At 60.6% G+C, this 13216-nt stretch carries 9 protein-coding genes; 3 read left to right on the forward strand and 6 right to left on the reverse strand.

What is annotated here, in order from left to right; translation table 11 throughout:
* Positions 1-14: 14 nt before the first annotated feature.
* A complete protein-coding gene (locus tag AC13QY_RS25315; RefSeq protein ID WP_488494133.1) occupies positions 15-3470 on the reverse strand; it encodes an ATP-binding protein in 3456 nt (1151 codons plus the stop codon).
* A complete protein-coding gene (locus AC13QY_RS25320) occupies positions 3470-4705 on the reverse strand; it encodes a metallophosphoesterase family protein (RefSeq protein ID WP_488487297.1) in 1236 nt (411 codons plus the stop codon). Before AC13QY_RS25320 ends, AC13QY_RS25315 begins: the two co-directional genes overlap by 1 nt.
* A gap of 219 nt (positions 4706-4924) precedes the next feature.
* On the opposite strand from AC13QY_RS25320, the gene AC13QY_RS25325 reads away from it, so the two are divergent.
* Positions 4925-5911: an aldo/keto reductase gene (locus tag AC13QY_RS25325; RefSeq protein WP_488487298.1), complete on the forward strand. Its 987-nt coding sequence runs from the start codon at positions 4925-4927 to the stop codon at positions 5909-5911.
* A 147-nt stretch (positions 5912-6058) separates the two neighbouring features.
* The gene (locus tag AC13QY_RS25330; protein ID WP_269245513.1) at positions 6059-6796 is read left to right on the forward strand and encodes an SDR family oxidoreductase; all 738 of its coding nucleotides are present in this window, start codon (positions 6059-6061) and stop codon (positions 6794-6796) included.
* Between the two features lie 116 nt (positions 6797-6912).
* Here the strand turns inward: AC13QY_RS25330 and AC13QY_RS25335 are convergent, their stop codons facing one another.
* Positions 6913-7431, reverse strand: a complete 519-nt coding sequence (locus tag AC13QY_RS25335) for a winged helix-turn-helix transcriptional regulator (protein WP_092710850.1) — start codon at positions 7429-7431, stop codon at positions 6913-6915.
* 89 nt (positions 7432-7520) lie between these two features.
* On the opposite strand from AC13QY_RS25335, the gene AC13QY_RS25340 reads away from it, so the two are divergent.
* Positions 7521-8162: a dihydrofolate reductase family protein gene (locus AC13QY_RS25340; protein WP_269245514.1), complete on the forward strand. Its 642-nt coding sequence runs from the start codon at positions 7521-7523 to the stop codon at positions 8160-8162.
* 208 nt (positions 8163-8370) lie between these two features.
* Here the strand turns inward: AC13QY_RS25340 and hupB are convergent, their stop codons facing one another.
* The 3 genes from hupB to clpX all read right to left on the reverse strand — a co-directional run bounded on the left by hupB (position 8371) and on the right by clpX (position 12968).
* The gene (gene hupB / locus AC13QY_RS25345) at positions 8371-8646 is read right to left on the reverse strand and encodes a DNA-binding protein HupB (RefSeq protein WP_015339480.1); all 276 of its coding nucleotides are present in this window, start codon (positions 8644-8646) and stop codon (positions 8371-8373) included.
* 203 nt (positions 8647-8849) lie between these two features.
* The gene (lon, locus tag AC13QY_RS25350; RefSeq protein ID WP_113351589.1) at positions 8850-11270 is read right to left on the reverse strand and encodes an endopeptidase La; all 2421 of its coding nucleotides are present in this window, start codon (positions 11268-11270) and stop codon (positions 8850-8852) included.
* Positions 11271-11690: 420 nt separating this feature from the next.
* A complete protein-coding gene (gene clpX / locus AC13QY_RS25355; protein WP_047627083.1) occupies positions 11691-12968 on the reverse strand; it encodes an ATP-dependent Clp protease ATP-binding subunit ClpX in 1278 nt (425 codons plus the stop codon).
* Positions 12969-13216: the final 248 nt, after the last annotated feature.

Genomic DNA, 13216 nt, shown 5'->3' on the forward strand with positions numbered 1-13216 from the left:
GATCTGCGAGCCGGTCAGAGCTGGATCAGATCCAGATCCTTGCCGATTTCGCTTTTGGCAATGTCGACCACACTTCTCTCATGGGTAAAGAGGATCGTCTGGAAGCGATCGGCCGTTGCGGCCAGTACCTGTAGACCCGCCCGAACGCGCTCGTCGTCAAAGGTCTGGAAGATGTCGTCGACGATCAGCGGCGCAGGCTCGTTGCGGGCGGAATAGTCTTCGAGGAATGCCAGCCGTAGCGCGAGATAAAGCTGGTCGCCCGTCCCTTCGCTCAAGCCGTCGAGCGGCACGCGTTCGCCGGCCGCTCGTTCCGCCAGCAACTGCAGCGCATCGCTTTCATCGTGGGCTTCGACCAGACGGGAGAAGCGGCCACCCGTCAGCTGCGAGAACAGCTCACCGGCACGCCGGATGACCGGATCGGCCTGCTTCTCGCGATAAGCCTCCATCGAGCCGGCAAGCATGCGGGCCGCAATCTTCAGCACGACCCATTGTCGCGCGAGATCCTTTGCATCCTGCTCGGCCGAGAGCTTCTCGAAAACCGCGTATTCGGCGCTAACGCCTGTTTCCAGCGCCTGCCGCTGGCGGCGGTTCTCCGCCAGCCGTGCGGAAAGTTCGCCATGCACGGCGAACTGCCGCTGATCTTCCTCCGTCAATCGCTCGATTTCGAGATCGGCCGCAACCCGTTCGAAGCCGGCAAGCTCGGCGCGAAGATCGTCTTCGGTCTTGCCGTCGGCTTGCTGCCGGAAGCGATCACGGCTTTCGACGAGCCGGGCAGTCAAACGCGTGCGTTCGCGCAGTCGAGAGAGGAGTGCAGGCAGATCTTCGACACCGCCGAGATCGGCGGTCAGCCCGTCCAGATCGGCGGCGATGGCGGCAAGCGCAGCCTCCTGGCGGACGACGAGCCCTTCCCCACGCTGCCGTTCCTCCTCCAGGGCGTCGCGCTTCTTCAGTTCGCCGCGCATGGCGTTGACGCGGGTATGCAGTGCCTCGGCAGCGGCATCTGGCGGTAGATGATCCAGCTCATAGCCGCTATTGGCGCCAAGGGTCGCCAGCCGCCGCTCGAAATCCGCCATGTCGCGCCGCATGCCATTGACCCGGCGCAGGCGGTTTTCGCGCTCCGCCAGGACATCGGGCAGTTCCTGCCATGCCTTCAAGGCGGCATTGGCCATGTCCAGGGTCGTGTCGGATGGCAGACCGAGCAGTTCCACGGCTTTGGCGAATGCGCCGCGCCAATCGGTGTATTGTCGTTCCAAGCTCTTTTGCTGGTCGTCGAACCGGGTCAGCCTTTCACGCGCCGCGCCGATCTCCCCTTCCCGCGTGCGGCTTTCGCTCCAGCGTTCGGACAGAAGGCGCAGATGCTTGCGCAGGCCTTCCGCAATCGCTGCCGGCGGAAGGCGGCCGCTCCTGTAGCCGCTTGCCTCGACGATATCCTGCAGAGCGGGCAAGACGCGGTTTTCCGCCAACGCATTCTCATCCCGTTGATCGATTAGATCCCGCAACGCTTTGCGCTCACGTCGCAGCAGCTCCACTCCGCGGCGCCATTCCAGCATCGTCGATGGATCGAGGGCATCGACACCGCAAGGCTCAAAAAGGGCTGCGAAGGCTTCCTGTGCATCCTTCAGCGCCTTCTCGAAGCCCTTGAGCCGACCGGAAGCCTCCTCCCGCTCCTGCAGCAGACGCGCCTGCCGCAAATGATAGTCGGCGTGGCGCGCGACCCGATCCGCATCGCTCAGGGCGGCATCGGCCAGACGGTCCGCCTCGGCCACGCTGACAGTCAGTGCCGCAAGGGTCTTCGCTTCCGGAGCCGCGCCGTCCTTCCACTTTTCCTGGATAGAGGCCCATTGCACATCACGGCTTTCGCGTGCAGCGGCGATCTGCTCGCGCGTGACAACTGGCCCGGTGCGCTCGGCATCCGCGAGGATTCGCCCTATCTCAGCCAGCTGCTCATCATAGGTCTGCAGCTTGCCGGTAGCGTCGCGCACCTTCGATCGCGCCGCGTCGATCGCATCGCGATGTCCTATAATCTCCGTCGTTTCGGGAAGCGGTACCGAGAAGAGCAGATCAATGTCACCGACCGGTGGCTGCAATCGTCCCGCGGCCTCGTGGAGATCGGCATCGGTGCGACGTATCTGGGTTTCCAGCCCATCAAGGCGAGCCAAGGCTGAGAGATCGCTGCCCAAAGCCTCAAGCTGGTCAATATAAGGTCTCGGATCGATCAGCCGCCCGTTAAGGCTGTCCTTCTGGAGCGTGGCCAACTGCCTGCGCTCGCTGTCGGATTGTTCGGCAAGCGACTGCATCTGCCGCGCAAGCTGCGTGCCCTGCTCCACCAATTCGGACAGGCGCGCGCGATCGATATCGCTCGGCTGCTGCCGTTCCAGCTCGGCTTCGGCAAGACCGAGGCGACGGGCAAGCTGCGAGAGCGTCGTATCGTAGCCGGCAAGTTCCTGATCGACGCGCGGCAGGTCGTGACGCTGGGCGCGGTAGTTGCCGGTATCGGCAAAGAGCTGGGTGATATCGCCCGACATCTGCAGTAACGCTTCATCCACCTGGATGCGCGAGAGATCCTCTTCCGCGCGCAGAACGGCTTGCCGCGCGCGTCGCAGTTCCGCTTCGCTCGCCTCTTTATCCCGCAGTCTCTGTTCTAGCTTATCGGCAAAGCCGTCCGGTATGGCGGCAAGATCGGAAAGGCCATCGAGCGCAAGAGTTTCCGCATCGATTTCTGACAGCAGAGGCTGCAGGGTCTTCAGCCGCTGGAGCCGATCCAGCGCCTCACGCGTGCTGCGGCGCTCCGCCTGCAGGCGCTCCAGCTCCGTTTCCAGCTCGGCCGCTTCGGCAAGCAGCTTCTTCCAGTCGCCGGATTTCAGCTCGTTGTCCTTCTCGGCCTTGCGGGCATCCTCATAGCGGTCGAGAGCCTGGTAGAAGCCGCGATCCTTCGAGCGTCTGGCCGCATAGATGCCGTCGGCCTCCGCTTCCAGCGACTGGCGCAGACGTGACAGGCCCGTCAGACCGGACGCCGCCGAAAATAGCAGACTGCCGATCTCGCCGCCGCTGCGCAGCATCGCAGTCGCGCCCTGCCGCAGTCGCTGCGAATCGAGCCCGAAGGCGCGCTCGAAGACATCGCGGCTCAAATTGCCAAGGAAGGGCGAAAGCGCATCTTCGGCGAGCGCCGTCTCCTTATCGTCGGGTGCGAGAAGCGTCCCCTTGCGGCCACGGCGGCGGCGGAAGCTCAGCTTTGCACCATCACGCGCGCTGATATCGGCGCCGATCCTCAAGGTATTTGGTTCATGCAGGAAGCTTTGCTCGGCAGCAGTCGGGAAACCGAAGAGAAGATCGGAGATCGCGCTCAAAGCCGAGGATTTGCCCGCCTCGTTCGGACCATAGATCACATGCAGCTGTGCATCGGGGCGAAAATCGATCGCTCGATCGGTCAGCGCGCCATAGCGGAGAATATCGAGGCGGGTGAAGCGCATCAGCTTGCCCCCTGCCCGCGCGCCAGCAGCAATTGCCGCGCCTCTTCTATGAGGGTGTCCATGCTGTCGTCCAGCGGCTGTTCCGTCGCACCGAGGCCGCCCGGCAGCCGCACCGCAATCTCATCGATCAACCGGGCCGCCTCTGCTGCAATATCCGTGTCGCCGGCATGGTCTGCCAGTAACTGGCGCAGATCGAGCGCACCGTCCGCCTCCGCCGATCTTTCCGGCGGCGGCTCAAGACGCAGCTCGAGCTTTTCCAGCCAGATATCCTCATGTACGCGGTGACAGGCAGCTTCCACTTCGTCACGCCATTGCTGGCGATTGGCAGCGATCGCACCCTGCAGCGGCGTTACGCCGGAAAGCCGCACACGCAGCGCGGTCATGCGACTCGCCATCTCATCGGCTACTGGCTGCACCGCCTGCTCCACATGACGCAGGATCGCCGCCTGATCGTCCTCCAATCCAACCACGACATCAATTTGCGCAAAGCGCGCCTCATCGACGATCAGCCGCTCGTGATCGATCCGCCCGTCTTCGACGGTCACCAGCACCGCGCCTTTGGCACCGCGTTCACGGATATTGCGGCCCTGCAGATTGCCGGGAAAAATAACGAGCGGGTCCTGCGCCACCACTTCAAAATCGTGCACATGGCCGAGCGCCCAGTAGTCATAGCCGCGCGAACGCAGGTCATCCACGGAACACGGCGCGTAGGGTGCGTGCGGCTCGCGCCCGGTCAGCGAGGTATGGAGAATGCCAATATTGAACCAGCCGGAAACGGGCGCGGGATAGGCAATCGCCAGATTGTCGTTGGCGGAGCGTTCGGCAAAGCCCTGGCCGTGCAGCGCTACCTTCAGCGCCTCCAGCCTGACACTGCCCGGCTTGCTGGTCGGAAACTCATGAACGTTCGGCGGCAATGTGATGGTCTTGGTGATGACGCTTGCCGCATCGTGATTGCCGCGCAGCAGGTAGACCGGAATGCCCGCCCGCTCCAGCCGCGCCATTTCGCGATTGAAAAACAGGCCGATCTTGTTGTCCTTCCAGTCGCCATCATAGACATCGCCGGCAATGACGAAGAAATCGACGCACTTTTCGATCGCCAGGCCCACCAGCGTCGAGAACGCCTTGCGGCTTGCTTCGACGAAAACGGCGGCGACGGTGGCATCCTTCAAGGCCAGACCCTGGAAGGGGCTGCCAAGATGGAGATCGGCGGCGTGGATGAAGCTGAAAGAGGGCATGGGCTCCGATAACGGTCAGAAATCCGGTCTTTCCTTTTAAGGAAATAGAGGCGCAATGAATACCGCGCCGGCAACTTCATCCAACGGTTTCGTAAGCCGGCTCGCCCTGCCGTGTTCAGTCACGCGATTGCGATCCTCGATCGCCAATGTGCGCTTGTGGCCCTGTCGGGCGGCTGCTACTGCGCTATCATCTTATGAATAAAAGAGAGGAGACTACTCATGAGACATCATGCCTTCGGACGGACGCCCTTTATCGTGACCGATGTCGGCTTCGGCGCCTGGCAGATTGGCGGCGCGTGGGGCGATGTCAGCGAGGCTGACGGCCGCGCAGCGCTCAACGCCGCCCTCGATGCCGGCATGACCTTCATCGATACCGCCGACGTTTATGGCGATGGCCGCTCGGAAAAGATCATTGCCGATGTGCTAAAGGCGCGCGGCGGCGAGCGCCCGATGGTGGCGACGAAGGCCGGCCGCCGGCTGAGCCCGCATGTGGCCGACGGCTATACCAAGGCCAATCTCGAAGGCTTCATCGATCGCAGCCTCAAGAATCTCGGTGTCGAGAGCCTTGATCTCGTGCAGCTTCATTGCCCGCCGACCGAAGTTCTCTATCGTCCGGACGTTTTTGCCGGGCTCGACGAATTGCAGAAGGCGGGCAAGATCAAAGGATACGGCGTCAGCGTCGAGAAGGTCGAGGAAGCGCTGAAGGCGATCGAATATCCGGGCGTGCTCAGCATCCAGATCATCTACAACATCTTCCGCCAGCGTCCCGACCATCTGTTCTTCAAGGAGGCCAAGCGCAAGAACGTCGCCGTCATCGCCCGCGTGCCGCTCGCCTCCGGCCTGCTCTCCGGCAAGATCACCCGCGATACGCAATTTGCCAGCGACGACCACCGCAATTTCAACCGTCATGGCGAGGCCTTCGATGTCGGCGAAACCTTTGCCGGCGTGCCGTTCGAAGTCGGTCTGCAGGCCGTGGAAGAGGTGCGCAGGCTGGTTCCGGCCGGTGCGAGCATGGCAGCTTTTGCGCTACGCTGGATCCTGATGAACGATGCCGTCACCGTCGTCATTCCGGGTGCGCGCAATGCCGAGCAGGCCAAGGCCAATGCCGCCGCCGCCGATCTCGCTCCACTTTCGGCCGATGTCATGGCAGCGACGCGCGAGATCTACGATCGCCTGATCGCGCCGCATGTTCATCATCGCTGGTAACATCCATATCTGAAATGGGTGGCCGGAACGTGCTTTCGGCCACCATGGGCATATTTTTCCCTGGGTGCAGAGACAGCATCAATATGCTGCTGCCCAAGCTTGACGCCATTGAGGAAAAAGGGCCGGACAGGCCCAAGGAGGAATACCATGAAAGTAGCGCTGGTAACGGGCGCCTCTCGCGGTCTCGGTGCGGTGATCGCCTTGGAGCTTGCCGAGGCTGGCTGGGCCGTTGCCATCAACTATGCGAGCGACACTCAGGGGGCCGAGAAGATCGTCGACACTATCAAGCAGCGTGGTGGGCAGGCTTGTGCCGCGCAATTCAGCGTGATCGACAAGGACCAGCTTACGGACGGTTTGGAAAAGATCAGGGCATCGCTCGGACCGGTCGATCTCATAGTCAACAACGCCACAGGCCCTCAGCCGGACATGCCGCTCATGGAGCAATCCTGGCGGACTTACCTCGACCAGCTCGAATTCTTCGTCAAGGCGCCGCTGGAACTGCTGCAAGCCGTGCTGCCGGACTGGCGGGCGCGCAAGTCGGGCCGCGTCATCAACATCGGTTCCGAAGTGGCGGAGCTCGGCAATCCGAATTTCGGCAATTATGCTGCCGCCAAGGGCGCTATGCTGTCGATGACGCGCTCCTGGGCGAGAGAGCTCGCGCCGGAAGGCATCACCGTCAATCTCATCGCGCCTGGCTGGATTCCGGTCGAGCGTCATGCCGAGGCTTCCCCGCAGGCAAAGGAAGGCTATCTCGCGCAGACGCCGATGGCCCATTTCGGCAAGCCGGAAGACATCGCCGACGCCGTCGTCTTTCTCGCATCGAGCAAGGCGGATTTCATCACGGGCCAGAAACTTGCCGTCAACGGCGGCCGGACGCTGCTCTGACGCCGCCAGGCAAAGAAACGGTGCTTGCCGCTATTTGGTGCGACTGGCGGACACTCCGGTTCCTGCGCACAGTCATCGAACCGGAGCATTCCCGCCGTTAGCGGCGTAAAACGATCTCACTCTTTGCGTTCCATTTTTGCGCGGACCTCGAGAAAGGCGTTTGTAAGGCTTATCAAGACGGGCGATGTGACACTCCCATTTGCTCCGCCGATCGGGTCCGCAATGTGAATGTTTCTAAGATCGTTCATGAAGTCGTCCCAAAGGGCCGGTCCGCCTTTTTCAAGAAGTTCGGCGCGGATGCTTAGGTCTTCGCTGACGGGCAGATGCCTCCTACCCCAGGCGCCGATCATGGCGATCATCGGCACAAGCTGAATCGCCGGTTCCGTCAGACTGTAAATCGCCTTCTGACTGTGGCTGGGATCGTCCAGTTTGGTGATCAAGCCGAGTGAAACGAGACGCTTTAGGCGCGCGGCAAGTATATTGGAGGCAATCCCCTCCTCGGACCGATTGAGCAGTTCGCGAAAATGCCGGCGATTGCCGAACATGATGTCCCGAATGACGATCAGGCTCCAGCGATCCCCCAACACTTCCATTGTCAGGTTGATCGGGCACCCCGACCGCCGCTCGATATCCATATTCGCTTCCTTTGGTGAATCGATTGCAATGTAGGACGAGCCATGCTATCACACAACCAGTTGCAAATTGCAATTAGATGGAGGACGGCATGTCGAAAGTTCGTGTTGCAGGATTCTCGCTCTCGATCGATGGCTTCGGGGCTGGACCGGAGCAAAGCCTGAATGACCCCTTGGGCAAGCGCGGGCCGGAATTGTTTGAGTGGTTTTTCCCGACCCAGACATTCCAGGCGATGTTCGGCAAAGAGGGTGAAACCGAAGGTGCCGATGCGAAATACGCGGCATTGGCGAATACCGGTTTTGGTGCCTTCATCCTCGGCCGCAATATGTTCGGCCCCATTCGCGACGAATGGCCCGATGAAAACTGGAAAGGCTGGTGGGGCGACAATCCGCCCTATCACGCACCGACCTACATCCTGACCCATTATCCGCGCGAGCCGATCGTCATGGAAGGTGGTACGACCTTTTATTTCGTCACGGGCGGGATCGAGGAGGCGCTCACGCAGGCCAAGGCCGCAGCAGGAGGCAAGGATATCAAGATCGGCGGCGGTGTCAGCACGGTGCGCCAATATCTCCAGGCGGGCTTGGTCGACGAGATACACTATGCCATTTCGCCAGTCGTGCTCGGGAAAGGCGAGGCAATGTTTGCCGGCATCGACCTGCCTTCGCTCGGCTTTCATGTCTCCGCCCACGAGGCGACGGCGAAGGCCACGCACATCGTCTTGAAGAAATGAGGCCATCATATCGTTGGTCATCTACGCGCACTGAGCCATCCGCTTTGACGACGCCGCGAATATTCGCATCTCCTGTCAACTGCTCGCACGGCCCGGCATTGAACTTTCAGGGCGTAATGCGGCATGAGACCATAAAAAAGGGCCCGCTTTTGCGGGCCCCAATCTTGTCCACCCGCAAGGCTAAAGCCTCGCAGCGGGTGAAAACGAATTAGCTGTTGACCGAGTCCTTCAGGCCCTTGCCGGGCGTGAACTTCGGTACGTTACGGGCAGGAATATCGACCTCGGCGCCGGTGGACGGGTTACGGCCCTTGGTGGCTGCACGGTGGGAAACGGTGAAGCTGCCGAAACCAGCAAGGCGAATGTCGCCGCCCTTCTTCAGTTCGGCCTGGACAGTATCGAAAACAGCGTCGACAGCGGAAGCAGCGTCAGCCTTCGTGATACCGGCCTTCTCGGCCACTGCGGACACGAGCTCATTCTTGTTCATGTTTCCACCCCTTTCTCTGGTATGAAACGACTTATCAGTAAGCGGGGCGCAAAATAGCAATGCTCTTACCCGCCGCAACCCCAAAAGCCCTGCAAATCAAGGAAAAGCAAGCGTTGCCATACGCTTTTCACAAAAAAAGACCGGCAAAAATGCCGGTCTTTTCGTCCATTTACGTCAATTCGACAGAATTGAGGCGAAGGGGCTCAATGAGCGATGGCAGAACCCACTTCGTCGACGCCTTCGACCGTTGCGATCACAGGCGTTTCCACGGTGCCATCCCACTCGATCGGTTCGGGACGACGAATAAGCGCGTGCTTGATCACCTCGCCCATGCGCGACACGGGGATGATTTCCATGCTGTTCTTCACGTTGTCCGGAATCTCCGCCAGATCCTTGGCGTTTTCTTCCGGGATCAGCACCTTCTTGATGCCGCCACGCAGTGCCGCGAGCAGCTTTTCCTTCAGGCCGCCGATCGGCAGCACACGGCCGCGCAACGTGATTTCACCCGTCATGGCGACGTCCTTCGAGACCGGAATGCCGGTCATGATCGAGACGATCGCGGTTGCCATGGCGACACCGGCCGACGGACCATCCTTCGGCGTCGCACCTTCCGGTAGGTGCACGTGGATGTCGCTCTTGTCGAAGCGCGGCGGCTCGATTCCGAAATCGACAGCGCGCGAGCGGACGTAAGAGGCCGCCGCCGAGATCGATTCCTTCATGACTTCCTTCAGGTTGCCAGTGACCGTCATGCGGCCCTTGCCCGGCATCATCACGCCTTCGATCGTCAGCAGCTCACCGCCGACTTCGGTCCAGGCGAGACCGGTGACAACACCGACCTGATCGTCGCGCTCGGCTTCGCCATGGCGGAAGCGCGGCACGCCGAGGTAGTCCGGGACATTCTCAGCCGTGACGGCAACCGACTTCACCTTGCCCTTGATGATCTCGGTGACCGCCTTGCGGGCGAGCTTCATCAATTCGCGCTCGAAGTTACGCACGCCAGCTTCGCGGGTGTACTGCTGGATGATGACCATCAGGGCGCCGTCGGTGACCGAAAACTCGTTCGGTTGCAACGCATGTTCCTTGATGGCCTTCGGCAGCAGGTGCCGCTTGGCGATTTCGCGCTTCTCGTCTTCGGTGTAGCCGGCGATACGGATGATCTCCATGCGGTCCATCAGGGGCGCAGGGATATTCAAGGTATTCGCTGTCGTGATGAACATCACGTCCGACAGGTCGTATTCGACTTCCAGGTAGTGATCCATGAAGGTCGAATTCTGCGCCGGGTCCAGCACCTCAAGCAGTGCCGAAGACGGATCGCCGCGATAGTCCTGGCCGAGCTTGTCGATCTCATCGAGCAAGAAGAGCGGGTTGGACTTCTTCGCCTTCTTCATCGACTGGATGACCTTGCCGGGCATCGAGCCGATATAGGTGCGGCGGTGACCGCGGATCTCGGCTTCGTCACGAACGCCGCCAAGCGCCATGCGGACATACTCACGGCCGGTCGCCTTGGCGATCGACTGGGCGAGCGAGGTCTTGCCGACGCCCGGAGGGCCGACGAGGCACAGGATCGGGCCTTTGATCTTCGTCGCGCGGGCCTGGACCGCTAGATATTCGACGATGCGCTCCTTGACCTTTTCCAGGCCGAAGTGATCCGCTTCGAGGATCTTTTCGGCGTTGTTCAGGTCGGCCTTGATCTTCGATTTCTTGTGCCAGGGGATGCCCAGCAGCCAGTCGAGATAGTTGCGCACCACGGTCGCTTCAGCCGACATCGGGCTCATCTGCCGGAGCTTCTTCAGCTCGGCATCGGCCTTTTCCTTGGCTTCCTTCGACAGCTTGGTCTTGGAGATGCGCTCTTCCAGTTCGGCCATCTCGTCGCGGCCTTCCTCGCCGTCGCCGAGCTCCTTCTGGATCGCCTTCATCTGCTCGTTCAGATAGTATTCGCGCTGCGTCTTCTCCATCTGGCGCTTGACGCGCGAGCGGATGCGCTTCTCGACCTGCAGAACCGAAATCTCGCCTTCCATGAAGCCGAGCGCCTTTTCCAGGCGAGCCTTCACGCTGGTGGTTTCCAGCATTTCCTGCTTTTCGGTGATCTTGATCGAAAGATGCGATGCGACGGTGTCGGCCAGCTTCGAATAATCGTCGATCTGGCTGGCGGCGCCGACCACTTCCGGCGAAATCTTCTTGTTGAGCTTCACATAGCTCTCGAATTCGGAGACGACGGAGCGGCTCAAAGCTTCGAGCTCAACCTGGTCTTCTTCCGGCTCATGCAGGACATGGCCAAGGGCTTCGTAGAAGTCTTCACGGCCGGTATATTCGTCGATCTCAGCACGCGCACGGCCTTCCACCAGCACCTTGACGGTGCCGTCGGGCAGTTTCAGCAGCTGCAGAACATTTGCAACGGTACCGACCTTGTGGATGGCATCCGGCGCGGGATCATCATCGCTGGCATTGATCTGGGTGACGAGCATGATCTGCTTGTCCGAACCCATGACCTCTTCCAGCGCGCGAATGGATTTCTCCCGTCCGACGAACAGAGGCACGATCATGTGGGGGAAGACCACGATGTCGCGCAACGGCAATACCGGATAGGCAATGCTGTCGTGTGTCGCAGACGTTTTCTTACTCATGTCATTTCCTTTCCGTCGTCCCGTTCCCGGGCTCTCTGCCGGCTGGGGGGAATTAGCCGGCTCTCTCACTTGGTAAACAAGTGGAGCTTCACACTGCCTATTTCAAGTCACAGGAAACGCCCGCCACGAGGCAACGATCCCGCATGTCTGCAAGAAGGAACGCAACAACAAAACACCAAAGCCCGACAACTCGAACACTGCCGGCGACGCTAAGATCCGAAGAAAAAACGCCGGGCCTGCGCCCCATCCGCCTCATGCTCCAGAATCATGCCATCATGGCCGCAGCAGGGGCTCTTCACAACCGGTTTCGACGGCATTCCCATAAGCTTATCCAAGACTTTATCAGCAAACCGTGCGATTTTTCAAACAGAAAGGGGCCCGTCGATGACGAGCCCCCGATTCGTGATCACGGATGATGGATCAGGCCGTTGCGTTGGCCTTTTCCTCCTGCCGGTCGGCATAGATGTAGAGCGGGCGGGCGGAGCCGCGAACCACTTCCTCGGAAATGACCACTTCGCGCACGCCTTCCAGGGCCGGCAGCTCGAACATGGTGTCGAGGAGGATCTTCTCCATGATGGAGCGCAGACCGCGGGCGCCCGTCTTGCGGACGATCGCCTTACGGGCGATTTCGCGCAGAGCATCCTCGTGGAAGGTCAGTTCGACGTCTTCCATCTCGAACAGGCGCTGATACTGCTTCACCAGCGCGTTCTTCGGCTCGGACAGGATCTGGATCAGCGCGTCTTCGTCGAGGTCTTCCAGCGTCGCCAGAACGGGCAGACGGCCGATGAATTCCGGGATGAGGCCAAACTTCACCAGATCTTCCGGCTCCAGCTCGCGCAGCACTTCACCGACGCGGCGGTCATCCGGCGCCTTGACGGTCGCACCGAAGCCGATCGAGGTCTTCTCGCCGCGGGCAGAGATGATCTTGTCGAGGCCGGCAAACGCGCCGCCGCAGATGAAGAGGATGTTGGTCGTGTCCACCTGCAGGAATTCCTGTTGGGGATGCTTGCGGCCGCCTTGCGGGGGAACCGAAGCCACCGTGCCTTCCATGATCTTCAGAAGCGCCTGCTGCACGCCCTCGCCCGAGACGTCGCGCGTGATCGACGGATTGTCCGACTTGCGGGAAATCTTGTCGACTTCGTCGATGTAGACGATACCGCGCTGTGCGCGCTCGACGTTGTAGTCGGCGGCCTGCAGCAGCTTGAGGATGATGTTTTCGACATCTTCGCCGACATAGCCAGCTTCCGTCAGCGTCGTCGCATCGGCCATGGTGAAGGGAACGTCGATGATGCGGGCGAGCGTCTGGGCAAGATAGGTCTTGCCGCAGCCGGTCGGGCCGACGAGCATGATGTTCGACTTCGCCAGCTCAACGTCACCGTTCTTCGATGCGTGAGCGAGCCGCTTGTAATGGTTGTGAACAGCCACGGAGAGGATCTTCTTCGCCTGCCGCTGGCCGATGACGTATTCGTCAAGAACCTTAATGATGTCCTGCGGGGTCGGAACACCGTCACGAGACTTCACCATCGAGGATTTGTTTTCCTCGCGGATGATGTCCATGCATAGCTCGACGCACTCGTCGCAGATGAATACGGTCGGTCCGGCAATCAACTTCCGGACTTCATGCTGGCTCTTACCGCAGAACGAACAATAAAGTGTGTTCTTTGAGTCGCCGCCGTTGCTGCCGCTGACTTTGCTCATATCACTTTCCTTCCAGCACGCCGCAAATTTCCAAATTGAAATCGCGGTCCACTCTATGCGCCCGCCGGACCTGCCCCTCGTTTGCAGATCGCGGCGCCCTTCAGGGTACTGAACGCAGGCCAGGCAACCAAACCGGAACTGCGTGGCAACGAATCCCCCTTCGAATGCCGAATGCTATGTCACAAAAACGCTACATAGCATTAATGCGTACTATTACCGCGTTCCGCTCCACATTAAACCCCTATTCG

Source organism: Martinezella sp. CNPSo 3795 (genome assembly GCF_057784475.1).